We start from the raw sequence: 26,228 nt of genomic DNA, 5'->3' as shown, positions 1-26,228 counted from the left end.
CCGGTGAACTGCAGGGCGGATATGCCGGCAACATGATATGCTTGCTGCATGTCTGATTGCCTGCAACCCTGATATGTCCTTGCCCCGCTTCCCCAATCTGCCCGCTGCCATCTATATGGGGCTGTTCTCTGTCGCCAGCTTCTGTACGGCAATTCTGATCCTGTCGGGCGACTACACCACGTTTGGTTTGAGGCAGATTCTGGACAAGAATGGCGAAACCCTGAACGCAGGCGGGTTCGAAATCTGGGGTTTGCACCAACTGTTCATGTTGCTCTCCGCGGTGCTGATGCTGCTGGGGATTGGCTGCATGTTGTGGTTGCGCTGGCGAGGCAAGCCTCCCGCGCTGTGGATCAGCTTGGCCCTGTTGCCGATATCGCTGTTCCTGCTCGTGACGTTCTATCCCAAGCCATTTGAATTTCAGCTGCGCTACTACCAAGGCCCGGCCTTTGCCACTTACGTGCTGCTGGCGCAGGACTCCGGTGACTTCATCGACGGCAATGAAGACCGCTTCTACGGCCAGATGGACAAGCGCGGTGTTGAAACCTATTACCTGGATAACGGTGAGAGCCGCTACTTTGACTGCATCACCGAGCGCAACTGGTGGTGGGGCAAGCTGGCGGTGCATCACGGCCGTTACTTCATTCTGGATGCCAATCATCACCTGGCCTTGCTGCAGCAATACTGCAAACCGACGGCAGCACCGGCTGAAGCAGGTGAACTCTGAGGGGCTGCTGCCCGGTGCTCTCGGCATTGATCTCAATGCTGTGGCAGGTGCTGCAAAGAAGCGTACTTTTCCCTGTCCGGTCAAAAAGTGACAAACCCATATCCCATGCGGGATAGCGCGGTATTTTTGATCTTTTGTGCGGCAAGGCGGGCAACGGAAGAAATATTCCGCACCGAGCGGTTTCCCTGCTATTGAATTGACCTGCATACCTGCGGCATCATCCTGCGCTTTCCTTATGTATGAATGAGTGTTCATGGACTGGAACCGTGCGGCGCGCGAGTACCTGGATGCGTATGCCCGGCAGCAAGACCTGCCCGGGGGTATCCGCTTTTTCAAGGCCCTGCAGCAAGCAAGGCTGGATGGCACCCCCGCCAGTCTCGACAGGCTGGACGCGTTGCTGGAGCAGATTCATGACAAAGCAGGGCTCAAGGCCGCTGATCTGAGCCAGGATCCTGCTGTGCAGCGCTTTGCCAATATGGTGTCGTTCTATATTGGGTCTTACCTGTCAGCGCGGATAGGTACCGACCTGACCTGGGGAACGCGTGAGCAGATGCTGGCGCAGTATCCCGATACCTTTAAGCTGGGGGACAAACCAGAGAACCGGCTGGTCGCATACGCGCTCGGTAAAGCGTTCACGCCGCTGACCTACCTTCACCAGAAACTGTTTGCACAACGGGATGTGTCGCTGCAAACAACCCTCCAGCAAACGCTGGACACCTATCATGCAGCAGCACGCCAGGATCCGAACATTTGGGTGCCGCTCATGCTGCGCCTGTACGCTGACAAGGAATATATTGGCGACCGGATCGCACTCCGCGCCGCGCTGGAGCGGCTGACGCTGGACTACTCGCTGGAGAGTCTGACACGGATCGATGCATTGCTGAGGACCATCCGCAAAGGGCAAGCCCCGGTCTATGGTGACTTCATTACCCACCCGGACACCGTCAACTTTCTGCAATTCCTGGCATTCTATTTTGCGACCACCGTAGCCCGTAATGGCCCCTATGTGCTGACCTGGCATACCTACGAAGAGGCCCAGAAGCTGGGCATGGGGTGGGACCTGGCATTCGAGCTCACCCACTGGGCCCGCCTGAATGATGCGCTGTATTCTCCGCTGCTCACCATAAACGAGATACTGTTTGGTGAGAGGCAAACCAGCTGCACGCAGCATGCCCAAGACATTTTCCGGCTGAATCCGCCAACGCCTGCGGAGCCGGATGAGGAGGAGGGCGGCTTGACCTTGCTGGCAATGGAGAAAGCGGCACTGGACCCTGAGCAAGCCAAAGCCTGCGAGGAGGCAGGCATGATGCTGGCTTATGGACGGTTCATGTCGGCAGGGCTTCAGCCGACGACACCGACCATCCTGTACCCGACCCAGAATGGCGGCGGTCTGATGGTGCCCATCATGGAGGAGTCAGAAGAGGATGCGATATACCGCGCGGATGAGATCTTGTGGAGCAATCCGGAAAAAGCCGCGTTCGCGGTACTCGTGCGAGATGCCTACCACGACTATCCTCCCGGGCAGGAAAAGGATGTGGTCGTCAATCTTGCCGTCTACGGGCATGCTGCCATGACTGTGACGGTAGCGGCACCTTATCCGGTGATTGCGAAAGACAACAGCCTCCGTCTTCATCCGGTTCGCATCAACAAATGCTCGCTCAACCGGGATTACCACGAATCCATCCTCGACCATGTCCGGATTGGCATGGCTCGGTACGGCAGCAAGAAGCGCGAAGACTGATCGCCTGTGATGGGCATTCGACCCCCAGCGGCGCAGGATGCATCCCGGCAGCACCCCTGATGCCAGCCGCCTTCTGGTGCCACTTTCTGCGCATCCCTCGCTACCGGCGCAATACCTGTTGGGGGGCGGTGACCCTGCTGCTGTTTGCGGCCAGCCTGCTGTTGACCACGCATCCTTGCTGCGCGGATGAAGTCGCGTATGGGCTGGTGCTGCTCCTGGGCTGGCTGACTGCCGTGCAGGGTATCCTGCTGGGGATGGATGCGGCAATCTTGCTGTGGTGGCGCAGACGTGCGCGATACGAGGCATTCCGAGCCGCTGCAGCGCATCGTTCATGGGGCGTGGCCTTGACATGACTTCGTCATTGACAGGGCCTGCGTTGCCACTTAGATTCAGCGTCGCCTGATCTGCCCCAAGGAGCCATCCCCATCATGACCTTCCTCCGGTTTGCCCTGCTGGCCGCGTTCAGCCTTGCCCCGGCCGCCCGTGCTGCAGATTGCCTGCATTACGCCGGTGCGCCGCTCACGCTCACGGGAACCGTGACCCTGAAAACCTTCTACGGCCCGCCCAACTATGGCGAGAGCCCGAAGACGGATGCGCGCGAGGTGCAGGCGGTGCTGGTGCTGCCCAAACCGATCTGTGTGGCGGCGAACCCGCAAACTGAAGAAGAAGCTGAAACGGGCCAGCGGCTGATTACCCTGGTGCCGCCCGCTGGCGTGCGCTTCAAACCCTACCAGGGCAAGACGGTGGTGCTGACCGGTACGCTCTTTCACGCCATCACCGGCCACCACCACACCCCGGTGTTGATGGAGGTGACGCGGGTCACTCTCAAGTAGCCCGCACAGTCATGCTGCAGTCCGGCGCACATTCTGCGGTGCGCCGTCTACACTGAAAGCAGGCAAGGCGATCAGAACAGCCGGCGGGTGAGCCCGGCGGTGTGGATCAGGGTGGAGGCCAGCTCTTCCACCGATTTGTGGGTGGCGTCCTGGAAAGAGATGCGCTCGCGGCGCATCAGCGCCTCGGCCTCGGCGATCTCGAAACGGCAATTGTCCAGCGAGGCGTACTTGCTGTCTGGTTTGCGCTCGTTGCGGATCTGCTGCAGGCGGTCGGCGCGGATGGTGAGGCCGTACAGCTTGTTGCGGTAGGGCTGCAGCACGCTGGGCAGGGTCATGCTGCCAAAGTCTTCCGGCACCAGCGGGTAGTTGGCGGCGCGGATGCCGTAGTGCAGGGCAAGGTAGAGGCAGGTGGGGGTTTTGCCAGAGCGCGACACGCCAACCAGGATCACATCCGCCTCTTCATAGTATTTGGTCTGGCCGCCGTCATCATTGGCCATGGTGAAGTTCACCGCGTCGATGCGGGTTTTGTAGTCGTCGTTGTCATCAATGGCATGGCTCTTGCCCATGGTGTGCGACGACTGCATGCCGAATTCCTGCTCCAGCGGGTCGATGAACTTCTCGAAGAAGTCGAGGTGCAGGGCATTGTTGCGCTGGCGCAGCGCGTTGCGGATCTGGCTGTCCACCATGGTGGAGAACACCACCGGGCGGTGCCCCTCCTGCATGCAGATGTCGCCCAGCTGCTGTGCCACCGCCTGCGCCTTTTCGATGGTGTCGATGAAGGGCAGGGTGGTACGCTGGAAGTCGATGTCTTCGAACTGGGTGATCAGGCTGTGGCCGAGCACTTCGGCGGTGATCCCGGTGCGGTCGGAAACGAAGAACACCTTGCGGCGGTGCGTCATGTTGGCTCTCTGCTGGAGGGGGGATGGACGATTATAGACGGAGAATGGGCGCTTTCGGCAGCGTTCGGCGCTGAAAAATACGTTAATCTAGTCAAACTACAGGCTGTCTCGGTGGGTTTGCGTAACATAATGACTTTTCATCCTTTTTACAGTGCGAACGCGCACGGTAAAAACGAAACACGGTAGAATGCGCGCATTCCACGCCGCCCCCTCGGTGCACTGCAGCAAACTGGCTGCCTGCGGCCTTGGTGCGTGTGCGTGTTGCCGGTTTTGATCGTAATCAACGGGAAATCGACGATGTCGCAAAATGTAGTCTGGTTCGAGCACCTCCGCATGACGGACGTGGAACGGGTAGGGGGCAAGAATGCCTCGCTGGGTGAAATGATCAGCCAGCTGGCCGGTGCCGGTGTACGGGTGCCCGGTGGTTTTGCCACCACTGCAGAAGCGTTCCGCCGCTTCCTGGCCGAGAGCCACCTCACCGACCGCGTGAACGAAGCCCTTTCCCGGCTGGACGTGGACGACGTCACCCAGCTGGCCAAAGTGGGTGCCGAAATCCGCCAGTGGGTGATCGACGCCCCGCTGCCCGCCGATCTGGAACAGGACATCCGCACAGCCTACGCCAAAATGGAAGCCGATTCCGGCGCCACTATCTCGGTAGCCGTTCGCTCCAGCGCCACGGCGGAAGACCTGCCGGACGCCTCTTTTGCCGGCCAGCAGGAAACCTTCCTCAACATCTCCGGCATCGAGCAAGTGCTGGTGGCCATCAAGCACGTGTTCGCCTCGCTGTACAACGACCGCGCCATTTCCTACCGCGTGCACCAAGGCTTTGAACACGCCGAAGTGGCACTGTCTGCCGGTATCCAGCGCATGGTGCGTTCGGACAAAGGCTCCGCCGGGGTGCTGTTCACCCTCGATACCGAATCCGGCTTCAAGGACGCCGTGTTCCTCACCGCCAGCTATGGCCTCGGTGAAACCGTGGTGCAAGGCTCGGTGAACCCGGACGAATTCTACGTCTACAAACCCAACCTCACCGCCAACCGCCCGGCCATCCTGCGCCGCAACCTCGGCTCCAAGCTGATCCGCATGGAATTCGCCGACAAGGCCGAAACCGGCCGCTCGGTGCGCGTGGTGGACACCACCCAGAGCGAGCGCCGCCAGTTCGCCATTTCCGACGCCGACGTGCTGGAGCTCTCCCGCTACGCCATGATCATCGAGCAGCACTATGGCCGCCCGATGGACATCGAATGGGGCAAGGACGGCGTGGATGGCAAGCTGTACATCCTGCAGGCCCGCCCGGAAACTGTGAAGTCGCAAGACGCCCGCGTGGAAACCCTGCGCCGCTACCGCCTGAAGCAGCGCTCCAATGTGCTGGTGTCCGGTCGTGCCATCGGCCAGAAGATCGGCCAGGGCGTGGTGCGGCTGGTGAAAGACGCCTCCGAGATGGACCAGGTCAAGCCCGGCGACGTACTGGTCACCGACATGACCGACCCGGACTGGGAACCGGTGATGAAGCGCGCCTCCGCCATCGTCACCAACCGCGGTGGCCGCACCTGCCACGCCGCCATCATCGCCCGCGAGCTGGGCATCCCGGCGGTAGTGGGCTGCGGTGACGCCACCCACCTACTGAAAGACGGCCAGCCCGTCACCGTCTCCTGCGCCGAAGGCGACACCGGCAACATCTACGAAGGCCTGCTGGATATCGACGTGATCGACCTCGCGCTGGACAAGATGCCGCCCGCCCCGGTCAAGCTGATGATGAACGTCGGCAACCCTGAGCTCGCCTTCGACTTCAGCCAGCTGCCCAACGAAGGCGTAGGCCTCGCCCGGCTGGAATTCATCATCAACCGCATGATCGGCGTCCACCCCAAGGCGCTGCTGGCCTACCCGAACCTGCCGTGGGACCTCAAGGCCCAGGTGGAAGAGCGCATTGCCGGTTACCCCAATGCGGTGGAGTTCTATATCGCCAGGCTGGTGGAAGGCATCGCCTCCATTGGCGCCGCCTTTGCCCCGAAAAAGGTCATCGTGCGCATGTCGGACTTCAAGTCCAACGAATACGCCAACCTGATCGGTGGCACCAACTACGAGCCGCACGAAGAAAACCCGATGATCGGCTTCCGTGGCGCCTCCCGCTACATCTCGCCGGAATTCCGCGACTGCTTCGAGCTGGAATGCACCGCCATCAAGCGCGTGCGCGACGACATGGGCCTCACCAATGTCGAAGTGATGATCCCCTTCGTCCGCACCCTGGACGAAGCCCGCCAAGTGGTCGAGCTGCTGCGGCAGAACGGCATCGAGCGCGGCAAGAACGGCCTGCGCCTGATCATGATGTGCGAGATCCCGTCCAACGCCATCCTCGCCGAACAGTTCCTCGAATACTTCGACGGCTTCTCCATCGGCTCCAACGACATGACCCAGCTCACGCTGGCGCTCGATCGTGACTCCGGCGGCCCCATCGCCAGCCTGTTCGACGAACGCAACGATGCCGTCAAAGCCATGCTCAGCATGGCCATTGCCGCCTGCCGCAAGCAAGGCAAATACATCGGCATCTGCGGCCAAGGCCCCTCCGACCACCCGGACTTCGCCAAATGGCTGGTCGAGCAAGGCATCGAAACCGTCTCGCTCAACCCCGACACCGTGGTCGAAACCTGGCTCTACCTCGCCCGCGAGCTGGGCCAGAAAGCCTGAGTGTTCTTCTGCTGCAAACCAAAAACCCCGTACAGCAGTACGGGGTTTTTTATTGGGGGTCTCCATCACGGTAAACTAACGAGAAGCGCCCAGACCGTGACCGCTGTCACACAACCCAAGGCTTGCCTATTTTGAAGAAGAGCATTCTGTTTGTTGTCGCCATCCTTGCGCTAGCGGGTACATGGCTGTTGCTGCATAAAACACCACAGCCCCCCGCCTTGTCAGAGTTATATCTTGCCCAAACCTCATGCTACCGCCATGGCTATGTGATGTACCTGAAGCATCAAAAAATAGCGTTTAAGGAATATGAGGATAAGGTTGTGGTACCGGGAGACGCTGGAGTCCAATACGCCACCGCTTATCAGGACTTTATGCACGTCAATGAAGCCTTGGGATTGAAGTGCCCAATGGTGGAGGGGCAATGATCGAACAGAGCGTCATTCAGCAGGTAGGGCGCAATAACCGCAGGGCATTGCGCCGCGTGTATGCATCATAACGAGACATGTTTTAGGCATCCACGCCTACAGCCAGTTGGAGGAGCAAGGATGGTATTTCAACCGTGAAAGGCTGTAACTGACGTTACCCGCAGGCGGTATGCATACTTTGCCCACCCTGAATGCCCTGACAATCATGACACGCTTGTTTGTAGCATCTGGTCAGGGTTACCGATGCGGCGCAATGCCCTGCGGTTATTGCGCCCTACTACGCTTTAGCGGGGTACGCAATCATGCGAGACCTTACAATTACGAACTGTCAACTGACACTTGCAGCCCTGTTTGGAACAACAAGAGAGAGGCATTTCTTGCTGCCAAAACAATTAACGGTTTAACAGTTTTTTATACAGCTCATTCAATCTATCTTGGAGTGATTCACTCTCTGGCTGACTAAATGAATACTGATTTAAAGCAAGAGGCTTGTTTTTAATCTTGTAATTTTCAGGTTTGTAATCACTGGTATCTTCTAAAGGAAATAATGTATTCCAGAGCTCGCTGAGGAATAATCTAAAAGCAATAAATGGCACGCCACACAATAAAAGCCTATCTTCAATTAAATCAGGAAAGTATGTTGGGTTTTCAACCAAATAACCTAAAGATTTTTTTACCTCTTGCCTGGTCAGTTCATTTAATCGGTCAAAGCTCGGTCGGATCAAGCAGTCAAACGCAATTTTGCACTGCAAAGCATCAGTGTAATCAATTAATCCAAGTTCGTTGATCTGATTGTCCATTTCGGAAGCCAAAACAAGTGGTCCAATTAGCCTCGATATATAGTGAAAATTTAGTACCAATTTCTTTTGTGCGGATGTCATTTAATAATAACCCCTAGACTATTGGGGGAAAGTGCAGTAGGGCGCAATAACCGCAGGGCATTGCGCCGTGTGTGCATCATACCCAAGGCTTGCCTGAGCCATCCCGCCTTCAATCCCGTTGGCTGATCCCGTGCCGCAACGGCATGCGTGAAAGGCTGCCACAGGCTGAACAGTATGGTAGCGTGTACCCCAAAGCGGATAAAGGAGTCGGCATGACTATTCCAAGAGTCAGCTGGTATGTGTTGGCGATGGGCGCGGTATTGCTGTTTATGGCGCGCATGCCCGGCATGATGACGCTGATGCTGGCCGTCCCCATGCTGATCTGGAGCGTGAGGGGCCTGCTGCGGCGTCCACGTCTCCACCCCATGGCAGTGTATATGCTGGCCTCACTGCTGGCCGCCGTAGCCTGGGGCGGGCAATACTGCCGTAGCTGGTCCATCGGGCAAGATGCAAGCGTCGTTGCACAGGCCGTGGTCCAATATCATGACCGCACCGGACACTACCCCGCCCAGCTAGAGGGCATCGGGTATAACACACAGCAGGCCAGGTTTAGGTTGGGCTTGTACTATCGGCTGGATGAGGGAGGTCGGCCTGCTCTGATGTACCAGTCGCCATGGACGGTATTTGAAACGAATCACTACGATTTTGCCCAGAAAAGCTGGCATTTTGTTGGAGACTGATGCCGACTGGCATCAAGCGCATTACCCCTCTCGCACCAAGCATCGGAAGGAGACATGAAGCCCGTCACCCGCCACCATCTGTACAGCCTGGCATGGTCTGCGCTACCCCTGCTGTGGGTGGCGCGGGACGGCATGGCCTTGGCGCACTCGGGCTTGATATTTGTGCTGGTATGCCTGTCACCGGGGCTGCTGGTCGCCGGGCTGATTGAAGCTCATAGTACTGGGTCCTTCTATGGCGTGGCGATGCTGGTCAACATGCTGTTCTACGAAGGCATCTTCCTGCTGCGACGATGGAAAACCCGCCGTGCGGCAGCGCAAGCAACGAAGTCAGGGGCTGCTGAGCACTGAGAAGTGGGGTGCAGCAAGCGACTGTCCAGGCAATTGTTAGGATGGCTGTACATCAAAAGGAGCGTGTATGCGCTTAACACAGTGCTGGGGTTACTTGCTCATGCTGGGCGTGGTCGCGCTGCTGAGCGGCTGCCAGCCTGCCCCGGCGGAAATCACCCTGAAGGAAGGCGACGCGCGCATTACCATCACCAAAACCCGGGCCGTAACATCCGATGAAAAGGGCGACCGCCACCAAACCCTGTTGTATGGCACCTTGCAGATCAGTCAGCCCACCTTACGCCATACCCGTGCTAACCTGAATTGCCTGACCGCCACCATGGGGAACCAGCCTGATAGAGGAGGTTATGTCGATTCGATCGCCAGCGTATTGGCCAATCCTTATCCCCTGCAAAGAAAAGAGACCGCTATCAAGGTTTACTGGGTCTTTGACGGGCAACTAGATGCGGAGCGTGTGCTGAACGAAGCGCAAGTGGCACTCAAACCGGGCTGTGTGCTGTTGTACTGAGTGGATGGGGGAAATAGAGGGGGCGTCCACAGCAACACTGGAGCAAGCGAGAGCAAAGTAGGGCGCAATAACCGCAGGGCATTGCGCCCTACTGAACTGGGTAGAATAAATGGTTGAATTTAATAAAATACTTACTAAGAACAATTGCCCTCAATGTGGGTGTGAGAATGCACTTAATGCTGGGCAGCTTAACCATCGAGGTAAGCTTCGTTGGTACGAAACGGTTAATTGTACCAACTGTGGGTTACGCAGCGAAGCGGACGGAGGAGGAATTCCGCCAGTAGATATTCGGCAGAAAATAATTGATTATGATGGATTGTGGCGAGTTAATGTTTTGCAGGTAATTTCTAAAAAAGAAATTTTAAAAGTAATTCGAAAAGCACTCAGTATTGATATGAAAGAGGCAAGCAGGCTTGCTAAAGACCTGCCGGGAAATTTGTATGTTGGAACTAAGGAAGAGGCAATTTGGATTGCTGATTTATTGATCAAAGTGGGTGAGTCGCCAAATGTTGGCCGAGTCGAATAGCGAGGCCGGGCGCAATAACCGCAGGGCATTGCGCCGCATGTGTGCATTGTACCCGAGGCTGTCTGCAGGACCCACGCCTTCGGGTTGGCTGGCTGGGACGCTGTGCTGCGCCTTTGGGTATCAATAAATGGGACTTTCTTTTGCGGCGTAGCGGGCATGGGCAGGCTTGCTACCATGCAATCCATGCGCATTCGCACATGCTCGTTTCTGTACCACTTTGAATGACGGGCAGGCAGCGGGTACCTGCTTCAGGTGCCACTAGCCTGCTTGATGACCGGAGGCGCAGGGCCCCATGCCGTATCAGGAGCAGTTCCTTCCCGCAGTATTGATTGTACTGAGTACCAGTGTGTTTCTGGTGGTGGAGCGGGTGGCGCCGGGGCGGGCCTTGCCGAATGCACGCGGCTGGTATGGGCGGGCGGGGTTGATGAACCTGCTGCAGCTCGGCTTGATCGGGCTGGGCGGTTTGACGTGGAACCGGTATTTCAGGGGGCACGCCCTGCTGCAGATTGGCGGCTGGTCTAATCCGGTACTGGAAGGCCTGTTCTACTGGTTTGTGGGTACCTTTGTGTTCTACTGGTGGCACCGCCTTCGCCATGCCAGAGGCTTCTGGTTGCTGTTTCACCAGATTCACCATAGCCCCAGCCGGATTGAGGTGCTGACCTCGTTCTACAAGCATCCGCTGGAGATTGCGGCGGACTCGATCCTGACCGGCCTGCTGATCTACTGCGTGATGGGGGGTACGGCAGAGGCGGGGGCGTGGACCTCTCTATTTGGTGCAACGGGCGAGTACTTCTACCACGCCAATATCCGCACACCGAAATGGCTGGGTTACCTGATTCAGCGCCCGGAGCATCACGCCATTCACCATCAGCTGGACGTGCACCACTATAACTATGGCGATCTGACCCTGTGGGATCGCCTGTTCGGCACGTTCAAGGAGGCTGAAGATTTTGTCCCGGCCTGTGGCTTCCCGGGGAACGGTGAGGCGCGCCTCGCTGACATGCTGCGCTTCAGGGACGTTTACGCGGCTTCAGCTCAGCTGGAGACGCCCCCGCCGTTTGATCCCCAGCCCCAGCACGGCGAGTAGTGCGAGCGCGAGGAAGGGGAGGACGGTGAGGTTGACCGATTGCCAGCCCCAGGTGTTGAGCAGGCCACCGGCGGAGAGGGAGGCGAGGCTGACCAGGCCGAACATCAGGAAGTCGTGCGCGGCCTGCGTCTTGGCGCGTTCGCTGGGCTGGTAGGATTCGGTGAGCAGGTTGGTGCCGCCGATGAAGAGGAAATTCCAGCCCACACCCAGCAGAATCAGCCCGGAGAGGAAGTGCAGGAAGCCGATGCCGCTGAGCGAGATCACGACTTGTAACGCCAGCAGGGCGATGCCCAGGCCCATGATCGGCAGCACGCCAAAGCGGCGGATCAGGTTGCCGGTGAAAAACGAGGGGATGAACATGCCGAGCACATGCCACTGGATGACAGTGGCGGAGGCCCCTTGCGGCTGGCCGCAGAGCTGCATGGCGAGCGGGGTGGCAGTCATCACCATCGCCATCACGGCATAGCCGACGGCAGAGCCGATCACGGCGGTGAGGAAGACCGGCTGGCGCAGGATGGTGAGCAGGGGCCGCGCCGGGCCGTGCTGCTGGCTCACCTGCATTGGCGGGATATGGGTGCGGCTGACGATGAGCATGGCCAGCAGGCTGAGGCCAAACAGCACCAGATAAGCGGCGAGGTAGGGCAGCGGGCTGATGCTTTGGGTCCAGCGCCCGATGTTCGGCCCCAGTAGCCCGGCGACAATGCCGCCCGCAATCACCCAGGAGATGGCGCGGCTTTTGAAATCCGCGCTGGCAATGTCGGCGGCGGCAAACCGGTAGTACTGGGCAAAGCCCTGGTAGCCGCCCACCAGCGTATTGGCGAGGACAAACAGCCAGAAGTGATGCAGCCAGAGGGCCAGTGCGGCCAGCAGCCCGGCGGCGCAGCCCAGCCCGGTGCCGAGCAGAAAGCCCGCCTTGCGGCCATGGCGCTGCATCAGCAGGGAAGCAGGGATCATGGTGGCCGCGGCACCCACCATCATCATGGCAATCGGCAGGGTAGCCAGCCGCTTGTCGGTGGCCAGCTGCTGGCCAATCAGCCCGGAGAGGGTGAGCACCATCACGGAAATGGTCTGGAACAGGGCCTGCGCACTGGCCAGCAGCAGCACATTGCGTTTCTCGGCGTAGGTGGGCTGCATGGGTGGCCTGACGGGCTGTTGAGGGCATCACCCATTACCCTTTCCGGGCGACAGGCTGGCGAATGGCATATGGCTTGCCCTGCCAGCATACCGCGCCCACCGAGTGAACTCAATGGGCTGTGGCTACCGCTCCCCTTGCGGGTCAAACCGGTTGGGCTGAGCCTTCCCCGGCGGGGTGGAAAATCATGATCCAGTTGGTTTCCCAGGTCTGTCCGTTGTCTACCGAGAAGGCCTGCTCCCAGCGCGGGGTGCCGTCCTTGGCGGGGTACCACAGGAAACGGACTTTGATGTCCCGACCCTGAAACACATCGTCCGCCAGGAAGCAGCCCACGCCATTTTCAAAGCTGCCGCGCATGGGGGCATCCAGCGTGCCGGGAAAACGGCCATCCAGCCACCAGATGCTCCATTGGCGGGTGGCGGGGTCAAAGGAGCGCAGGGTGATGGCACGATAGGCGCCTCCCGGCATCTCCAGATAGTTGTCATCAATATTGCCCATGCCGCCCAGGATGTGCTGGGCATGGGAAGAGCCGTGGAAGTGATCCCATTCCTGGCAATTGGCCAGACGCTCTTTCAGGCGCTGGTGCTGGATATTCCAGCGGCCCATGAAGAAGTCAAAATCGGTACTGGAGGACATGTGCTGCCTTTCTGCTGAGCGCTTTCCGGGGCGGTAATGTGGGCCTCAAGCGGCGCTGGCAGACCGTTGCCGGCCTGGCTGCGCCGCTGTGGGGGACGGTGCGCTACATCATGCACAGCTGCCATGATGTAGAACGTATGTTCCATATCATGGCAGCAAATACCGGTTACCACAAGGGCTTTTTCATGCTTGCCGACGACCGGCATGGCGTGTGTGCTTACCAGCAGAAAGGTGCGGTGTTCTGCCAGAAGAACCAGCGCTTTTCTTCCCAGTGACGGGCATTGCCGATCTGGTAGGGGCGGGCGGCTTCGGCATCCAGCTGGATGATGGAAAGGTAGCCTGCGTGGCTGCCCACCACCAGCGTGCGGCCATCAGCGGAAATGTCCATGCCGGAGATGGTGCTGCCGAGGTGGTGGAACCAGTGAGGCTGACCATCCCAACCCATCGCCCGCAGGTAGCCATTGGCATCACCGATGATCAACTCACCGGGGCGGCAGGCGGTGGCGTACACCCGCGAGCCTTCCTGCAGCACGGTCTGGCGCGGATCGTCCGCGTAGTAATCGGTATCCATGCCCGGCAAATCGGCTACCGCCACGCCAATGGTGGTGCCGTTGTAGAAATGGCAGGCGTTGAAGGCGACGTGGCGGCCATCTTCGCTGAAGCAGGCAAAGTGCGGGTACTCGCTGTGCGGGCCGATGCTGGCCACCAGATTGAGGTCGCGGTCGAACACCAGATGCGCACTGCCCTGGTTGCCGACGGCAATCCAGCGGTTGTCTGGCGAGACGGCACCGTGTGGCATGTCGTAACGCATGTCGAAGGCCTCGTCGTCGTCGAGGTCTTCGCGGTCTTCCTCGATTTCGGCGTCGGTCGGCAGCAGGCGGGTGGCGCCGCTCGCCGCCAGCACCCAGATGCCGTGGCTGCTGACCAGCAGCAGGCGCTGGCCCTCATCAAACGGGATCAACTGGTTGGGTTGCTGCGCCCAGGATACATCCGACCCGCCCAGCTCGCCCAGTAGACCTTCCTGCCCGGTGGGCCAGTCGAAACGGGCCACTTCGCGGCCCTGCCAGCCCTCGGTCACCCGGATGCCTGCTGCGCTAGCGGCAGCATAATGGCGACGGTCCGCCGAGCGGCCAATGAACAGGATATCCTCCAGCCAGTGTGCCTCACGGCCACGCACATGCATCACGCCGCCATCCTGATACCAGTCGCCAATGCGGGCGAGGATGCTACCATCGTCCAGCAGCAGCACCTGCATCACCGCGCAGCCTACATGTTCCAGCAGCGGGATCATCGCCTCATGGCTGATCGGCAGCTCGGCCTTGAGGTCGCGGTCATTACCCGCTGCAAAAGCCGCACGTACATGCTCGACCACCGGCTGCAGCAGATGCTGGAGCTCGGGGACCGCCGGCTCCTTGCCCGCTGCATCCCAGCCCTCGCGCAGGCCGGTATCCACATAAGCATTGATGGCCTGACTATACGCCAGAACTTGCTGTTGCCACTCGGCCTGTTGTGCTGCATTCATGCGTGATCATCTCCTGTAAAGACCGGGGGATGATAACGTCATTGCCTGGCCGTGCGTGTGACGATTTGTGCAGCCGTGTGAAGGTTTACCGCCACACCAGCGAGAGCGTGAGGCTCCACATCACTGTGCCCACCAGCCCGTCCAGCAGCCGCCATGACAAGGGCCGGGCAAACAGCGGTGCCAGTAGCCGCGCCCCATAACCCAGCGCGGCAAACCACAGGATGGACGCGGTGGTGGAGCCGATGGCAAACCACAGCTTGCCCTCGCCCGGCTGCTGCGCGCCAATCGAGCCCAGCAGCACCACGGTATCCAGATACACATGCGGGTTGAGCAGGGTAAACGCCAGCACCGTGAGCATGGCCTGGCGCGCAGTGTAGCGAGGCGCCGCATCGCCCAGGTTCAGGCTCTCACTGGCAAATGCCGCCCGCCACGCCCGCAGGCCATACCAGAACAGAAACGCCGCACCACCCCAGCGGGTGAGGTCCAGCAGCAGAGGGTGCTGTTGCACCAGCGTACCCATGCCCGCCACCCCGGCGGCAATCAGCAGCGCATCACTCAGCATGCACACCAGCACCGTCTTGCCCACATGCTGGCGCAGCAGGCCCATGCGCAGCACATGCGCGTTCTGCGAACCGATGGCCATGATCAAACCGGCAGCAAGGCTGAATCCGGACAGGGCGGCGCTAAGCATAGGGAGGTCTCCATTTACGTTGCACCCAGCTTAACGCCTGTCAGCCACAGGGTGAAGCAAAGTTAAAATTACTCCATAATCATTAGAATATCTTAATAAGTGGGGTGGGCATGCAGCTGGACCAGAAGCAGTGCGAGGCGTTTCGTGTCGCCATCGAGCGCGGCAGTCTGGAGCAGGCCGCCACGGCGCTGCACGTCACCCCTTCCGCTATCTCGCAGCGTATTCGTGCGCTGGAAGCGTCGCTGGGTCGGCCGCTGCTGGTGCGCAGCCGCCCCTGCCGCGCCACGCCGGATGGGCAAGCCCTGCTGCAATACGTGCAGCGGGCCGCTCTGCTGGAGGCCGATCTGGTGGCTCGCTTCACTGAAGGGGAGGAGGCCTTGCTCACCGTGCCGGTGGCGGTGAATGCCGATAGCGTCGCCAGCTGGTTCCTGCCCGCCGTTGCCCCTTTCCTGATTGCCCAGCGGGTACTGCTGGACGTGACGGTAGACGATCAGGACCACACCTATCAGCTGCTGCAAGCCGGGCTGGCGCTCGGCTGCATCTCCACCGAAGCCCAGCCCATGCGCGGCTGCGTGGCCGAACCGCTGGGCGTGATGCGCTACCGTGCCATGGCCTCCGCCGACTTCATGCAGCGCTGGTTCCCCGATGGCGTCAGCCGCGAGCGCCTGCGCCACGCCCCGGTGATGGTGTTCAACCGCAAAGACCGGCTACAGGCCGACTTCCTGCAGCAGCACTTTGGCCTCAGCGACCAAGCCTGGCCCCGCCACTACTTGCCCGCCTCCGAGCCCTTCCTGCAAGCGGTGCGCCTCGGCCTCGGCTGGGGTATGCTGCCCGAAGTTCAAGTGGGCGGCCTTGCCGATTGCAACGGCCTGCACGACTTGCTACCCGCCCACCCCGTCGACGTAGGCCTCTACTGGCACAGCTGGAAAGTACAATCCCCCCGCCTGGAACACCTCTCCCGCACGCTGGTGCAGGCTGGACAGCGGATGTTGAGGCCGTTGTGAGGGGGCATTTCCACTATGAATCTATATCACTAGGTGGTATAGTTTTAATCCATGACATCCGGCCAGCGCATGCACATCTACAAAACCCGATCATTTGAAAAATGGGCTGGCAAAGAAGGCTTGACCGACGCCGCCTTGGCCGCAGCGGTCGCCGAGATGGAGAATGGCCTGATTGATGCAGACCTGGGCGGCCACGTGGTGAAAAAACGGATTGCCCTGCCAGGCCGAGGCAAAAGCGGTGGCGCCAGAACGCTGCTGGCTTACCGGACACAAGACCGCGCCTTCTTTGTGTATGGATTTGCCAAGAACGAGCGCGACAATATAGACAGCCAGGAGTTGAAAGCCTTGAAACGCCTGGCAACCATCATGCTGAGCTGGACCGCAACACAACTGGCGCATGCCGTGCAGCAAGGCAAACTGCTGCCAGTAAACCCGGACGGGAAAGAGGACAATCATGACTAGCCGCCTGCTGAAGACACTGCAAGAGACCGCACAGGACTTCGCCGACATTGGCCTGCTCGACACCCAGACCATGCGCGAATTTGACGCCACAAGCTTGCCGCCAGTGAAAGACTACACCGCAGACGAGATCAAGACCCTGCGACAACGCTGCCGGGCCAGCCAAGCGGTATTTGCGGCCTACCTGAACACCAGCCCCTCGACGGTACAGAAATGGGAGCGGGGCGAGAAACACCCCAACGGCCCCTCGCTGAAACTGTTGAACCTGGTGGAGCGAAAAGGGCTGGACGTGCTGGCATAAAGGGGGCGCTTTGCATCCTGCTGCATGGGTTGCTGTGGGTACCTTAGCCCGGTGTACAGCCCGGTAGGGCGCAATAACTGCAGGGCATTGCGCCGTATTTAACTTACCATCAGCTGAGTAGTGCAGCAATGGCCCATTGTGCCAGGCGGATGGAGGTATTAAATGGCCTCTCGGGGTAGGTGCATGGCGCAATGCTATGCGGTTATTGCGCTCTACTCAGCTGCGAGCATTCAATGGAAATATGGCAGCTGGAAGTTTAGGTCTGACCACTGAATCAATGAAGAACTTGATAACGCTTTTCAATTCAGTGAGAACGTAAAATGCATGATGTGTACGAAATAGGGCTTAGAACGAGTATATCATTCGAGGAAATGGCAAAGTTTCTAGCTGAGTATTTAGACCTCCCGCTAGAAAATGTTGTTACAGATAGCGAGTGCTGGTCTGAGCAATGGGAGGGTAAGGATCGTGTTGGCGTTGGATTGCTGGAATCCCCGGCAGGACTAAAGACAAATATATCAGGCTTCATATATCGCCCTCTGGATGATGCTGCGCTTGAGAAAATGGCCAAAAATGTAGCTTTTTATTTTAATTCTATGGCCGTAATAGGGGATTATCGAAAGACTGGCGAAGAAGGGCAAGGAAGATTTATTTGCTATTTTCCCGATGGTTCTGCTTGGGAAGCAGTAGATGACTCAGATGGGGCGATAAGTGATGTGGAGGTTCTTCATCCAATTTAAACGCTTGCGGCGCAGACTATAAGCCAGATGAACCCGGTAGGGCGCAATAACCGCAGGGCATTGCGCCGTATTCAACTTATCATCAGCTGAGTAGTACAGCAATGGCCCGTTATGCCAGCTTGAAGGCAGCATCACATGCCCTCACGGGGCAGGCAAATGGCGCAATGCCCTGCGGTTATTGCGCCCTACTAAGAGTGAGCGCACGGCATGCCCCGCCTCACCGTCCCCCCGTCACATCAATAAACGCGCCGGTGCTGAAGCTGGCGGCGTCGGAGAGGAGCCAGAGGATGGCTTCGGCGACTTCTTCGGGCTGGCCGCCGCGTTGCATGGGGACGGTGCTGGCCAGGCGGGCGACGCGGCCGGGTTCGCCACCGTCGGCATGGATGTCGGTTTCGATCACGCCGGGGCGGACGGCGTTGACGCGGATGCCTTCGGCAGCCACTTCTTTGGAGAGGCCGATGGTCATGCTGTCCATGGCGCCTTTGGAGGCGGCGTAGTCGATGTATTCAAACGGTGAGCCGCCGCGTGCCGCGCCAGACGACACATTGACGATGCTGCCGCCCTGGCCGCCCAAGCGGGTGGACATGCGCTTTACCGCTTCACGGGTGCAGAGGAAGCTGCCGATCACATTGGCCTGCAGCACCCGCTGCCAGCGGGCGGCATCCATTTCTACCAGCCGCATCTGGCGCTCCAGAATGCCGGCGTTGTTGACCAGCCCGGTGAGGGGCTGGCCCAGGCCGTCTGCCGTTGCAAACAGGCGCTGCACGTCAGCTTCCTGCCCGACATCCGCTTGCACCGCCCACACCTGCCCGCCGTTGGCGCGCAGCTCGGCCACCAGCGCTTCGGCCACCGCCTGCTGACGCAGGTAGCTGAAGCAGACGGCGTAGCCACGGGAGACAGCCAGCCGTACCGTGGCGGCACCAATGCCCCGGCTGCCGCCGGTGAGGATGATCAAGCCAGCCATGTCTATCTCCTTAGCGCGCTAATAATAATGAGCATCATGCCAGCGCTACGCGCAGGCAGCAAGCCTTGATGTTCGTACCTTGCCGGTATGCCAAGGTGAGGCAGGGCTAGCGGTGCGGCGCAATGCCCTGCGGGTATTGCGCCCTACTGGTTAGGCTGTCCTCAGCCTGCCTCGCCTGGCTGGGTGGGGTTAACCACTTATGCTAGACGTGATGCACCTTGCCGCCATCCACCCGGATCATGGAGCCGGTCAGGTAGCTGGCCTGCTGGCTGGCGAGGAAGGCGGCCACCGCGCCAAACTCTTCCGGCTCGCCAAAGCGGCGCAGCGGGATGCTGGCGGACTGGCGCTTGCTCATCTCGTCCACGCTCACACCGGCCTCTGCGGCGGCGCGTGCGGTCAGCGATACGCTGCGGTCGGTGTTGATCAGGCCCGGCAGCAGCATGTTCACCGTCACGCCATCCGCCGCCACTTCGCTGGCCAGTGTCTTGCACCAGCCCACCAGCGTGCTGCGCAGGCTGTTGGAGAGCGCCAGCGCCGGGTTGGGTTCTTCCACGGTGGTGGAGGCGACCGTCAGGATGCGTCCCCAGCCGCGCGCGCGCATGCCAGGCAGCACATGGTCGGTAATCTGCACCAGCGACAGCACCAGACTCTGGAATTGCGCTTGCCACAGCGAGAGCGGAATACCGGCAGCAGCGCACGGCGGCGGGCCGCCGCCATTGTTGAGCAGGATGTCGACTGGCGGCAGTTCGTCCAGCTGCAGCAGGGCTTGCGTCACCTGCTGCGGGTCGGCCAGGTCGGCCGGCAGGCAGTGCACGGTGACACCGTATCCCTGCAAGCGCTGCGCGGCCTGTTGCAGGCGCTCGGCTTGCCGCCCCAGCAGAGTAAGGCTCACACCTTCTGCCGCCAGTGCGGCGGCGGTGGCATAGCCCAGCCCGCTGCCGCCGCCCAGAATCAGGGCATGTTTGCCCTGTAGTCCGAAATTCATAGGTATTCTCCTTGTGGAATCAATGCATGGATGGCGTGGTAGAGCTGGTGCTGCTCTTCATCGCTGCTGTAGTAGCTCACCGAGGCGCGGGCCAGCTCGTGCAGGCCGCGTGCCTGCATGTCGAGCGGGGTGTAGGCCACGCCGTTGGCACCAATGTGGATGCCTTGCTGGCGCAGGCGCTGCTGCAGCACGCTGGCGGGCAGGCTGTCGACGGTAAAGGACACCAGGCCGGAGCGTTGCAGGCCCAGATCATGTACCGTTACCCCCGGCAGGGTGGCGAGCCGCTGGCGCAAGGCTTGTGCTTGTTGGTCGATGCACAGGAGGATGGTGTCCAGCCCGATGTCCAGCGCGTAGCGGATGGCTTCGCCCAAAGCCAGCTTGATGGCGGGGGCCAGCTCGGCATCTTCAAACCGCCGGGCGCTGTCTATCCAGTCGAACCGGCCTTCGCGCCAGGGCTGGGTCTGCACATTGCCATAAGGCGGGGTCAGCTCGGCCAGCCGCTCGCGGCGCACATACAGCAGGCCGCTGCCACGCGGGCCGCGCAGGTATTTGCGCCCGGCGGCCACCAGCAGGTCGCACTGCAGCTCATTCACGTCCACCGGCAGCTGGCCGACCGCCTGCGCGGCGTCGATCAGATACAGCGCACGGCTGCCGCGCAAGCGCTGGCCGATCTCCGCCGCCGGGTTGATCAGCCCGCCGTTGGCCGGTAGCCAGGTGAGCGACACCAGCCGCACCCGATCGTCCAGCACGGTGCTGAGTGCGTCCGGGTCCACGCTGCCATCGTCGCGGCTGGGCAGCACTTCCAGCGAGAGGCCATGCCGCTGCGACAGGTCTTGCAACAGCGCCAGATTGCTGGCCCATTCCTGCCGCCCGATCAGGATGCGGTCGCCCGCTTGCCAGCGGATGCTGGCCACCAGCCGCCCCCAGGCCGCACCGGCTCCGGTGCTGAACGCCACTTCGTCCGGCTGGGCCCCCAGCAGGCGGGCGGCATCCTGATAGGTGGCGTCCACCGCGCTGGCCACGCTGGCGGCGGCTTCCATGCCACCACGTTCGGCTTCACGCTGCCACTGTGCCTGCAGCACATCCAGCACCGGCTGCGGCATCAGCGAGCTGCCAGCATGGTTGAAATGGCAGACGTGCTGCAGGCCGGGCGTCTGCGCGCGCCAGTGGGCGAGGGCGGGGCGGTTCATCAGGCCAGCTCAATGATGGCGTCGACTTCCACCGCCACCCCGACCGGCAGCGAACCCACCCCCACCGAGGTACGCACGTGGCGTCCGGCGTCACCAAACACCGATACCATCAGGTCGGATGCGCCGTTGACTACCTGTGAGTGGTCCGCAAATTCCGGCGTGGCATTGACGAAGCCGCCCAGCCTTACCACTTTGCGGACCTGGTCCAGCCGGTCGTCAGTGGCCTGGATGATGTGGGCAATCAGCGACAGGCCGCAGCTTAGCGCAGCCAGCTGGCCTTGCTCGACATTGAATTCGCGGCCCAGTTTGCCGATATAGGCCGGTTCGCCTTGCTGCTGCGCAATCTGGCCAGAGAGGTACAGCAGGTTGCCGGTACGAACGCGCGACACATAGTTGGCGGCCGGGCTGGTGAGCGGCGGCAGGGACAGGCCCAGTTGTTCGACACGGGCGCGGATGCTGTTGGACATGATGATCTCCGGTATGGGCTAAAGGTGGAGTCATCATGAGGGTCGCGCGCGCGGCTGACGAGCGCGAAGAATTTACCCGATGGGTGAACTGGATTCACCCATGGCGGCTTCCTGCTGCAGCCAGTCGGCAAACGCCTGCGCCGCCGGGGAGGGCGGACCGGGCGGCAGCAGCAGCCAGTGGCTCACATCGCCGCGCAGCACCAGTTGCGGGAAGGGGCAGGCAAGGCTGCCTTGCGCCAGCAGCGGCGCCAGCAGCCGCAGGCGGCCCATTGCCAGCCCCTGGCCGGATTGCGCACCGTGCAGCACAATATTGTAGTCGGTAAGCATGGTCTGGCGGGTACCGGCCAGCGAGCAGCCAAACGCGCCCGACCACGCACTCCATTCCAGCGCATTGGGTGACCAGGAAAACAGCAGGTTGTGCTGCAGCAGGCTTTCCGGCAGCCGCCACGGCCCGCCTTCGGCCAGCAAGGCCGGGCTGCAGATCGGCGTGAGCCATTCGTCCATGATCTGGATGCCTTGCACATCCGGCCAGTCCCCCCGCCCGTAGCGGATCGCCACATCGGTATCCACGCCGGGTTGCGACAGGCGGATGCTCGGGTCCATCTGCAGCTCGATGTCTGGATGCTGCGCCTGAAAGCGGTGCAGGCGCGGTACCAGCCAGTGGCTGGCGAACGAAGCCAGCAGGCTCACCCGCAGCACCTGCCGGGTAGGCGCACGTACCGCCTGCGTGCCTTCCTGCAGCAAGGCAAAGGCGCGCCGCACCCAGTCCAGATACTCGGCCCCGGCCGGGGTCAAGCGGATACGGCGGGTCTCCCGCACAAACAGCTTCTGCCCCAGCTCATCCTCCAGCCGGGCGATCTGGTGGCTGACCGCACTGCGCGTCAAATGCAGCGCCTGCGCCGCCCGTGTGAAGCTGAGCAGGCGACCTACCGCTTCAAACACATGCAGGGCGTGCAGGGAGGGCAGGCGCGGGGGCGTCATGGTGGTGTCAGTTGAGTAAAGGCCCATCATGCCGTTAGCACGGACCCCGTGGCAAGGGGAGGGTGGGCAAATGCGAGTGCCGGGCCTATGATGTCTGCTTTCTCCTGTCTGGATGGATGAGCAAAGCATGGACAAGCTGGTGCTGGTACTGGCCGATGGGCTGCGGGCGGATACCGCGCGATTTTATATGGGCTATCTGGCGGCGCTGGAGGAGGGCGGGCGCGCGCATCGTACCCAGTTCCCTTGCATGCTGCCCAGCCTGTCGCGCCCGCTGTATGCTACTTTGATCACCGGGCGTGCACCGATCGAGCACGGCGTGGTCAGCAATGATCAGCCGGGTGTGTCCTGCGGCGAAACGCTGTTTCACCAGCTGATGCAGTCCGGCAAGCGCAGTGCCGCTGCCGCCTACTACTTCTTTTACGAGATGCTGAGCGGCGAGCGCTATCACCCCTACCAGCACCGGCTGGCAGCCGTGCCGGCGGCGGGCCTGGGCGCGGCCTGCTGGTACCACGCCGATGAGTACCCGGACAGCCACACCCTGGCCGACGGTGAAGCGCTGCGCCAGCACTACCAGCCCGATTTCCTGATGATCCACACCATGGGCAGCGACCACGCCGGGCACGTGCATGGTGGCGGTACAGACGCCTACAACATGGCCGCCCGCGTGCTCGACATGCAGCTGGCGTTGCTGATCCCGCGCTGGCACGCCGAAGGCTACCACGTGGTACTGACCAGCGACCACGGCATGCACCCCGACCGCATGCACGGCGGCACCCAGCCGGTAGAGCGCGATGTACCCTTCTACTGGCTCCCGCACGACCGCAGCCGCCCGGCGCTACCGCTCGCCCAGCGCGACGTACGTGCCTTCCTCGCCCGTGTGCTGCTGGGGGCGGGGTGAGCGTCGCAGCACTCTTGCCTGCTGCATCGCCCGCCTGCGGGGACGACACCCGATTTCAACCGCTGGCGGCGGGCTGGCCCATTGCCGACATTGCCCCGGCGGTCGGGCTGGTGGACCTGGCACACTTTACCCGGCTGTTCAAACGGCTGTACGGCCTCACCCCGGCCCGTTATCAACAGCAGTCTGGTAGCAGGCCGCTGCACTGACGCCGTACAGGCTGGCGTTTGTCGAATGGGGCAACCAGCGGGCAGGACAGGGATGCGGATCACGGTGAGGAAATGCCGGCTTCGACCGACTGGATGAAATGTAAACAACGGGCCTTTTGTGCGGCAAGGCGTCTGGATACGACGCTTTGGATGGCCTGTTTTGACTTCCGGATCGCCCTCAATTGCAATCTGGCGGGAAGTTCATCTGAAATAAAAGGCAGGCAGATCGCGTCGGCTGCAAGTGCTGGTGTTTTTCCAACCAGGGGCAGGACGGTTTTTGGCGACTGCTGCATGGCTTGTCCCAGCGCGGCCTGAATGCCTTCGGTGTAACAGGCATCTGAGTAGGCCAGCATTTTTTCTGCTAGCGACACCCACGGCGGAGAACCGGTGGCTATTTCCACGTAAGCGCTGCCCTCATGCTTTTCGCAGCTGAAATACGTCTCCAGAGCAAGCTTGGCACCGCCTTCCTTCAGCGCAGTTTCAACCCTGTGCACGCTTACGGTTCCTGCGGCAGCCCCCGTGCGCAACGTGCATGCGAACAAAGCCGCAATAAGCATCCAGATGCAGCAAGATCTACTCACGATGGCACCTGCACGTCGTTGCCATGATGCCTATGGTCGCAAAAGCGATCCGAAACAAGGTGCCCAAGTGCTACGAGATTCATCAAGGGTGCCCCTTTTAATACCTGCCTTGCAAGTCAAGCCGGTTTCTCTGGAAGGATTGTCTTGTCATTGCGCATGAAATGTCAAAGTCATTTTCCGGGCGACGGGCTGATCAAGCAGGTCCCCTTCCGTTACCTGCTCAACCGTGTGTGACAACCAGACCCATGGGGGATACCAGTAGCAGTCTGGTACAAGACCGCAGCACGGACACCGCATAAGCTGGTGGTTTTCTGACTGCCGGAGCCAGCTGTGCCAGACCTCATCGACCTCCATACTCTCGCCACCAGTCTGCCCCAGGCCTGGTGCTCGCACCTGTTTACCGATTCCAGCAGTCTGCGGGGCAAGGTGCTGCGCATGGACGGCTAGGCGCTACCGGAAGAGCGCCACCCTTATGAAGAGCTGCTGCTGGTGCTGTCCGGCCAGATGCCGCTTCGGCTGCATGGAACGCTGCGGTGGGTGCATGCCGGGCAATGCTGCCTGGTTCCTGCGGGTATCCCGCACGCGGTTGATGCGGGTAGCGACGGTGTATTGCTGATCATCGAACCTGTCCACCCCGCCCCATAGCCGCACAAGGCAAGGCTTGCTAGCATGTTGGTTTCTTGGCGAGGTGAGCGGGGCATGGAGCAGGGGTTCAAGGTGCTGGCAAGCATGGTGTCGGTGGCTGCGGTGCTGCTGGCGGCTGGCATGCTGCTGATCGGGTTGTGGGCCCTGCTGCGGCAGCACGCCCTGCGCCGCCTGTGGCGCGGTCTGCGCCTGCTGGCACTGGCGCTGCTGTGGACCTTGCTGATGTCTGCCATCAGTGTGGTGTGCGCGTGGCCATGGATGGCGCTGTACTTGGGTGAACCCGCCATTGTTCTGCCGCTGAACCCCTACCTGCAACTGGCGCTGGTGATGGTTGTGTATATCAGCTCCGTGGCCCTCTGCCTGCATGGCGTGCTTAAATTGTTCAAGCGTGCGGGCTGGGTACCGGAGCCCGCTGTGTCTCACCCGCCCGATGTGGGGGCGTGATCGCGTGGCCGGGGCGTAGACTGGGCTGCCCCAGGTCTTGATGCGGCTCATCACGCAGCTCGTCATGAAGGTACTCGCCGCCATCACACGCTGCCAGTATGGCCTCGCTAAACTTTTTCAGCATGGCCGGATCGTATGGTGATCCCGCTTCCCCTCAAACGCAGGAGAATAACGTGCAACGACGTTTCAAGGCTGCCATCGCAGGTCTACTGTGGGTTGCCGCCAGCATGGCGGTGGCAGGGCCCGCCTGTAGCCCGGGCATGCTTCCGGTCAATGGCCATGGGCTGTGGGTGAATCATCAGGCCGGCGCGCAACCGACGCTTGTGTTTGAAGCCGGGGGCGGCAACGATGCCACGGGCTGGTCCCGCTTTCTGGAGCAGGCCAAGCCGCTGGGGCTCAGCACCTTTGTCTATGACCGGGCAGGGCTGGGAAACAGTGAAGTAGACCCGTCTCCCTATACGGTACAGCGGGAGGTCGCCGCACTGGCGGCTGCGCTGGAAGCCTGTGAGGTCAAAGGTGACCTGATACTGGTGGCCCATTCCTATGGCGGCAACATCGCCTTATTGCTGGCGGCACAGCATCGCCAGGTCAAAGGTGTGGTGCTGCTGGATACGGTGATACCGGGTTACAACACAGCCGAGCGCATCCAGAAAATTCTGGATACCTATCGGCCGCAATACCCGGAAATACGCGAAAAAGCCCCCAAGCTTGCGGCTGCAGTCATCCCGATGATGGAAGCCTACCCGGACACGGCCAAGGCGCTGGATGCAGTAAGCCTGCCGCCGGGCTTGCCGGTGGTAGACATCGTGGCAGAAAAGCCAGCGGTGGATACCCCGGAAGAAGCCGCCGCCTGGCATGCTGCCCATCGTGCCTTTGTGCAGAAAGATACAAGCAGATCCTATGTCCTCGCCAAAGACAGTGGCCACAAGGTGATGGTAGACCGGCCAGACCTCGTCCTCCGCGCGATTGAAACCCTGCTTCAGCGCATCACGGTTCAGCCCTGACAGAGCCAGCCTTGCTGCCACGGTGGGCTGCGATCGCTAAACTTTTT

At 60.8% G+C, this 26,228-nt stretch carries 31 protein-coding genes and 1 pseudogene; 20 read left to right on the top strand and 12 right to left on the bottom strand.

Features of this window, described 5'->3' with window-relative positions; all coding sequences use genetic code 11:
- The first annotated feature begins 73 nt into the window (after positions 1-73).
- The 4 genes from HF682_RS03385 to HF682_RS03370 all read left to right on the top strand — a co-directional run bounded on the left by HF682_RS03385 (position 74) and on the right by HF682_RS03370 (position 3,298).
- Entirely contained in the window at positions 74-724 is a 651-nt protein-coding gene (locus tag HF682_RS03385) for a hypothetical protein (protein ID WP_168875823.1), read from the top strand.
- 253 nt (positions 725-977) lie between these two features.
- Positions 978-2,465, top strand: a complete 1,488-nt coding sequence (locus HF682_RS03380; protein WP_168875822.1) for a hypothetical protein — start codon at positions 978-980, stop codon at positions 2,463-2,465.
- Between the two features lie 59 nt (positions 2,466-2,524).
- A complete protein-coding gene (locus HF682_RS03375; RefSeq protein ID WP_168875821.1) occupies positions 2,525-2,818 on the top strand; it encodes a hypothetical protein in 294 nt (97 codons plus the stop codon).
- Positions 2,819-2,893: 75 nt separating this feature from the next.
- Complete coding sequence (locus HF682_RS03370) at positions 2,894-3,298, top strand: DUF4431 domain-containing protein (RefSeq protein WP_168875820.1); 405 nt, start codon at positions 2,894-2,896, stop codon at positions 3,296-3,298.
- Positions 3,299-3,369: 71 nt separating this feature from the next.
- Here the strand turns inward: HF682_RS03370 and ppsR are convergent, their stop codons facing one another.
- Positions 3,370-4,197, bottom strand: a complete 828-nt coding sequence (gene ppsR, locus HF682_RS03365; RefSeq protein ID WP_168875819.1) for a posphoenolpyruvate synthetase regulatory kinase/phosphorylase PpsR — start codon at positions 4,195-4,197, stop codon at positions 3,370-3,372.
- Between the two features lie 297 nt (positions 4,198-4,494).
- Here ppsR and ppsA point away from each other — a divergent pair, with 297 nt between their 5' ends.
- A complete protein-coding gene (gene ppsA / locus HF682_RS03360) occupies positions 4,495-6,882 on the top strand; it encodes a phosphoenolpyruvate synthase (protein ID WP_168875818.1) in 2,388 nt (795 codons plus the stop codon).
- A 131-nt stretch (positions 6,883-7,013) separates the two neighbouring features.
- Positions 7,014-7,307 (top strand): hypothetical protein, encoded by a 294-nt coding sequence (locus HF682_RS03355; protein WP_168875817.1) that lies wholly within the window; start codon positions 7,014-7,016, stop codon positions 7,305-7,307.
- Positions 7,308-7,699: 392 nt separating this feature from the next.
- On the opposite strand, the gene HF682_RS03350 is transcribed toward HF682_RS03355, so the two are convergent.
- Positions 7,700-8,107: a hypothetical protein gene (locus HF682_RS03350; RefSeq protein ID WP_168875816.1), complete on the bottom strand. Its 408-nt coding sequence runs from the start codon at positions 8,105-8,107 to the stop codon at positions 7,700-7,702.
- A 293-nt stretch (positions 8,108-8,400) separates the two neighbouring features.
- Between HF682_RS03350 and HF682_RS03345 the strand changes: the two genes are divergently transcribed.
- From HF682_RS03345 to HF682_RS03325, 5 genes are all read left to right on the top strand, one after another.
- Positions 8,401-8,868, top strand: a complete 468-nt coding sequence (locus HF682_RS03345; RefSeq protein WP_168875815.1) for a hypothetical protein — start codon at positions 8,401-8,403, stop codon at positions 8,866-8,868.
- Between the two features lie 54 nt (positions 8,869-8,922).
- Positions 8,923-9,216, top strand: coding sequence for a hypothetical protein (locus tag HF682_RS03340; protein WP_168875814.1), 294 nt, complete (start codon positions 8,923-8,925; stop codon positions 9,214-9,216).
- A gap of 67 nt (positions 9,217-9,283) precedes the next feature.
- The gene (locus HF682_RS03335; RefSeq protein ID WP_168875813.1) at positions 9,284-9,721 is read left to right on the top strand and encodes a hypothetical protein; all 438 of its coding nucleotides are present in this window, start codon (positions 9,284-9,286) and stop codon (positions 9,719-9,721) included.
- Between the two features lie 109 nt (positions 9,722-9,830).
- On the top strand, positions 9,831-10,247 hold the full coding sequence (locus HF682_RS03330; RefSeq protein WP_168875812.1) for a hypothetical protein: 417 nt from the start codon (positions 9,831-9,833) through the stop codon (positions 10,245-10,247).
- A 292-nt stretch (positions 10,248-10,539) separates the two neighbouring features.
- A complete protein-coding gene (locus tag HF682_RS03325) occupies positions 10,540-11,334 on the top strand; it encodes a sterol desaturase family protein (RefSeq protein WP_168875811.1) in 795 nt (264 codons plus the stop codon).
- Here HF682_RS03325 and HF682_RS03320 read toward each other — a convergent pair.
- The 4 genes from HF682_RS03320 to HF682_RS03305 all read right to left on the bottom strand — a co-directional run bounded on the left by HF682_RS03320 (position 11,278) and on the right by HF682_RS03305 (position 15,315).
- Positions 11,278-12,468, bottom strand: a complete 1,191-nt coding sequence (locus HF682_RS03320; protein WP_168875810.1) for an MFS transporter — start codon at positions 12,466-12,468, stop codon at positions 11,278-11,280. The genes HF682_RS03325 and HF682_RS03320 overlap by 57 nt on opposite strands.
- Before the next feature lie 142 nt (positions 12,469-12,610).
- Complete coding sequence (locus tag HF682_RS03315; protein WP_168875809.1) at positions 12,611-13,102, bottom strand: DUF1579 domain-containing protein; 492 nt, start codon at positions 13,100-13,102, stop codon at positions 12,611-12,613.
- 217 nt (positions 13,103-13,319) lie between these two features.
- Entirely contained in the window at positions 13,320-14,624 is a 1,305-nt protein-coding gene (locus HF682_RS03310; RefSeq protein WP_168875808.1) for a WD40 repeat domain-containing protein, read from the bottom strand.
- Positions 14,625-14,709: 85 nt separating this feature from the next.
- Positions 14,710-15,315: a LysE/ArgO family amino acid transporter gene (locus tag HF682_RS03305; RefSeq protein ID WP_168875807.1), complete on the bottom strand. Its 606-nt coding sequence runs from the start codon at positions 15,313-15,315 to the stop codon at positions 14,710-14,712.
- A gap of 110 nt (positions 15,316-15,425) precedes the next feature.
- On the opposite strand from HF682_RS03305, the gene HF682_RS03300 reads away from it, so the two are divergent.
- The 4 genes from HF682_RS03300 (at position 15,426) to HF682_RS03285 (ending at position 17,816) form a co-directional block, all read left to right on the top strand.
- On the top strand, positions 15,426-16,319 hold the full coding sequence (locus HF682_RS03300; RefSeq protein WP_168875806.1) for a LysR family transcriptional regulator ArgP: 894 nt from the start codon (positions 15,426-15,428) through the stop codon (positions 16,317-16,319).
- A gap of 69 nt (positions 16,320-16,388) precedes the next feature.
- Complete coding sequence (locus HF682_RS03295) at positions 16,389-16,781, top strand: type II toxin-antitoxin system RelE/ParE family toxin (protein ID WP_168875805.1); 393 nt, start codon at positions 16,389-16,391, stop codon at positions 16,779-16,781.
- The gene (locus HF682_RS03290) at positions 16,774-17,079 is read left to right on the top strand and encodes a helix-turn-helix domain-containing protein (protein ID WP_168875804.1); all 306 of its coding nucleotides are present in this window, start codon (positions 16,774-16,776) and stop codon (positions 17,077-17,079) included. The genes HF682_RS03295 and HF682_RS03290 overlap by 8 nt, the downstream gene beginning before the upstream one ends.
- A 320-nt stretch (positions 17,080-17,399) precedes the next feature.
- Entirely contained in the window at positions 17,400-17,816 is a 417-nt protein-coding gene (locus HF682_RS03285) for a hypothetical protein (RefSeq protein WP_168875803.1), read from the top strand.
- A 217-nt stretch (positions 17,817-18,033) separates the two neighbouring features.
- Here the strand turns inward: HF682_RS03285 and HF682_RS03280 are convergent, their stop codons facing one another.
- The 5 genes from HF682_RS03280 to HF682_RS03260 all read right to left on the bottom strand — a co-directional run bounded on the left by HF682_RS03280 (position 18,034) and on the right by HF682_RS03260 (position 22,403).
- The gene (locus tag HF682_RS03280; RefSeq protein WP_168875802.1) at positions 18,034-18,780 is read right to left on the bottom strand and encodes an SDR family oxidoreductase; all 747 of its coding nucleotides are present in this window, start codon (positions 18,778-18,780) and stop codon (positions 18,034-18,036) included.
- A gap of 202 nt (positions 18,781-18,982) precedes the next feature.
- Positions 18,983-19,765: an SDR family oxidoreductase gene (locus tag HF682_RS03275; protein WP_168875801.1), complete on the bottom strand. Its 783-nt coding sequence runs from the start codon at positions 19,763-19,765 to the stop codon at positions 18,983-18,985.
- Entirely contained in the window at positions 19,762-20,955 is a 1,194-nt protein-coding gene (locus HF682_RS03270) for an aminotransferase class V-fold PLP-dependent enzyme (protein ID WP_168875800.1), read from the bottom strand. Before HF682_RS03270 ends, HF682_RS03275 begins: the two co-directional genes overlap by 4 nt.
- Entirely contained in the window at positions 20,955-21,422 is a 468-nt protein-coding gene (locus HF682_RS03265; protein ID WP_168875799.1) for a RidA family protein, read from the bottom strand. The genes HF682_RS03270 and HF682_RS03265 overlap by 1 nt, the downstream gene beginning before the upstream one ends.
- Positions 21,423-21,494: 72 nt before the next feature.
- On the bottom strand, positions 21,495-22,403 hold the full coding sequence (locus HF682_RS03260; protein ID WP_205881883.1) for a LysR substrate-binding domain-containing protein: 909 nt from the start codon (positions 22,401-22,403) through the stop codon (positions 21,495-21,497).
- A 127-nt stretch (positions 22,404-22,530) separates the two neighbouring features.
- Between HF682_RS03260 and HF682_RS17660 the strand changes: the two genes are divergently transcribed.
- Positions 22,531-23,301, top strand: coding sequence for an alkaline phosphatase family protein (locus HF682_RS17660; RefSeq protein ID WP_205881882.1), 771 nt, complete (start codon positions 22,531-22,533; stop codon positions 23,299-23,301).
- Positions 23,298-23,507: a helix-turn-helix domain-containing protein gene (locus HF682_RS17655; protein WP_205881881.1), complete on the top strand. Its 210-nt coding sequence runs from the start codon at positions 23,298-23,300 to the stop codon at positions 23,505-23,507. The genes HF682_RS17660 and HF682_RS17655 overlap by 4 nt, the downstream gene beginning before the upstream one ends.
- A gap of 59 nt (positions 23,508-23,566) precedes the next feature.
- On the opposite strand, the gene HF682_RS03250 is transcribed toward HF682_RS17655, so the two are convergent.
- The gene (locus HF682_RS03250; protein WP_168875798.1) at positions 23,567-24,001 is read right to left on the bottom strand and encodes a hypothetical protein; all 435 of its coding nucleotides are present in this window, start codon (positions 23,999-24,001) and stop codon (positions 23,567-23,569) included.
- A 552-nt stretch (positions 24,002-24,553) separates the two neighbouring features.
- On the opposite strand from HF682_RS03250, the pseudogene HF682_RS18070 reads away from it, so the two are divergent.
- The 3 genes and pseudogenes from HF682_RS18070 to HF682_RS03235 all read left to right on the top strand — a co-directional run.
- A pseudogene (locus tag HF682_RS18070) lies at positions 24,554-24,733 on the top strand (cupin domain-containing protein); the annotation flags it as partial.
- Between the two features lie 24 nt (positions 24,734-24,757).
- Positions 24,758-25,177, top strand: a complete 420-nt coding sequence (locus HF682_RS03240) for a hypothetical protein (RefSeq protein WP_168875797.1) — start codon at positions 24,758-24,760, stop codon at positions 25,175-25,177.
- 173 nt (positions 25,178-25,350) lie between these two features.
- A complete protein-coding gene (locus HF682_RS03235; protein ID WP_168875796.1) occupies positions 25,351-26,181 on the top strand; it encodes an alpha/beta fold hydrolase in 831 nt (276 codons plus the stop codon).
- The last annotated feature ends 47 nt before the right edge of the window (positions 26,182-26,228 follow it).

Origin of the sequence: Leeia aquatica, from assembly GCF_012641365.1 — a bacterium.
Classification (GTDB): Bacteria; Pseudomonadota; Gammaproteobacteria; order Burkholderiales; family Leeiaceae; genus Leeia; species Leeia aquatica.
This window is presented reverse-complemented; position numbering and strand designations above follow the sequence as displayed.

Coding starts and splice junctions, on each gene's coding strand:
- HF682_RS03275 (WP_168875801.1), bottom strand. CDS start 19,765: ATGAATTTCGGACTACAGGGCAAACATGCCCTGATTCTGGGCGGCGGC.
- HF682_RS17660 (WP_205881882.1), top strand. CDS start 22,531: ATGGACAAGCTGGTGCTGGTACTGGCCGATGGGCTGCGGGCGGATACC.
- HF682_RS03280 (WP_168875802.1), bottom strand. CDS start 18,780: ATGGCTGGCTTGATCATCCTCACCGGCGGCAGCCGGGGCATTGGTGCC.
- ppsR (WP_168875819.1), bottom strand. CDS start 4,197: ATGACGCACCGCCGCAAGGTGTTCTTCGTTTCCGACCGCACCGGGATC.
- HF682_RS03240 (WP_168875797.1), top strand. CDS start 24,758: ATGTTGGTTTCTTGGCGAGGTGAGCGGGGCATGGAGCAGGGGTTCAAG.
- HF682_RS03285 (WP_168875803.1), top strand. CDS start 17,400: ATGCATGATGTGTACGAAATAGGGCTTAGAACGAGTATATCATTCGAG.
- HF682_RS03380 (WP_168875822.1), top strand. CDS start 978: ATGGACTGGAACCGTGCGGCGCGCGAGTACCTGGATGCGTATGCCCGG.
- HF682_RS03320 (WP_168875810.1), bottom strand. CDS start 12,468: ATGCAGCCCACCTACGCCGAGAAACGCAATGTGCTGCTGCTGGCCAGT.
- HF682_RS03330 (WP_168875812.1), top strand. CDS start 9,831: ATGGTTGAATTTAATAAAATACTTACTAAGAACAATTGCCCTCAATGT.
- HF682_RS03375 (WP_168875821.1), top strand. CDS start 2,525: ATGCCAGCCGCCTTCTGGTGCCACTTTCTGCGCATCCCTCGCTACCGG.
- HF682_RS03310 (WP_168875808.1), bottom strand. CDS start 14,624: ATGAATGCAGCACAACAGGCCGAGTGGCAACAGCAAGTTCTGGCGTAT.
- HF682_RS03385 (WP_168875823.1), top strand. CDS start 74: ATGTCCTTGCCCCGCTTCCCCAATCTGCCCGCTGCCATCTATATGGGG.
- HF682_RS03325 (WP_168875811.1), top strand. CDS start 10,540: ATGCCGTATCAGGAGCAGTTCCTTCCCGCAGTATTGATTGTACTGAGT.
- HF682_RS03340 (WP_168875814.1), top strand. CDS start 8,923: ATGAAGCCCGTCACCCGCCACCATCTGTACAGCCTGGCATGGTCTGCG.
- HF682_RS03290 (WP_168875804.1), top strand. CDS start 16,774: ATGACTAGCCGCCTGCTGAAGACACTGCAAGAGACCGCACAGGACTTC.
- HF682_RS03335 (WP_168875813.1), top strand. CDS start 9,284: ATGCGCTTAACACAGTGCTGGGGTTACTTGCTCATGCTGGGCGTGGTC.
- HF682_RS03315 (WP_168875809.1), bottom strand. CDS start 13,102: ATGTCCTCCAGTACCGATTTTGACTTCTTCATGGGCCGCTGGAATATC.
- HF682_RS03370 (WP_168875820.1), top strand. CDS start 2,894: ATGACCTTCCTCCGGTTTGCCCTGCTGGCCGCGTTCAGCCTTGCCCCG.
- ppsA (WP_168875818.1), top strand. CDS start 4,495: ATGTCGCAAAATGTAGTCTGGTTCGAGCACCTCCGCATGACGGACGTG.
- HF682_RS03305 (WP_168875807.1), bottom strand. CDS start 15,315: ATGCTTAGCGCCGCCCTGTCCGGATTCAGCCTTGCTGCCGGTTTGATC.
- HF682_RS03350 (WP_168875816.1), bottom strand. CDS start 8,107: ATGGACAATCAGATCAACGAACTTGGATTAATTGATTACACTGATGCT.
- HF682_RS03270 (WP_168875800.1), bottom strand. CDS start 20,955: ATGAACCGCCCCGCCCTCGCCCACTGGCGCGCGCAGACGCCCGGCCTG.
- HF682_RS03265 (WP_168875799.1), bottom strand. CDS start 21,422: ATGTCCAACAGCATCCGCGCCCGTGTCGAACAACTGGGCCTGTCCCTG.
- HF682_RS03345 (WP_168875815.1), top strand. CDS start 8,401: ATGACTATTCCAAGAGTCAGCTGGTATGTGTTGGCGATGGGCGCGGTA.
- HF682_RS03295 (WP_168875805.1), top strand. CDS start 16,389: ATGCACATCTACAAAACCCGATCATTTGAAAAATGGGCTGGCAAAGAA.
- HF682_RS03260 (WP_205881883.1), bottom strand. CDS start 22,403: ATGACGCCCCCGCGCCTGCCCTCCCTGCACGCCCTGCATGTGTTTGAA.
- HF682_RS03300 (WP_168875806.1), top strand. CDS start 15,426: ATGCAGCTGGACCAGAAGCAGTGCGAGGCGTTTCGTGTCGCCATCGAG.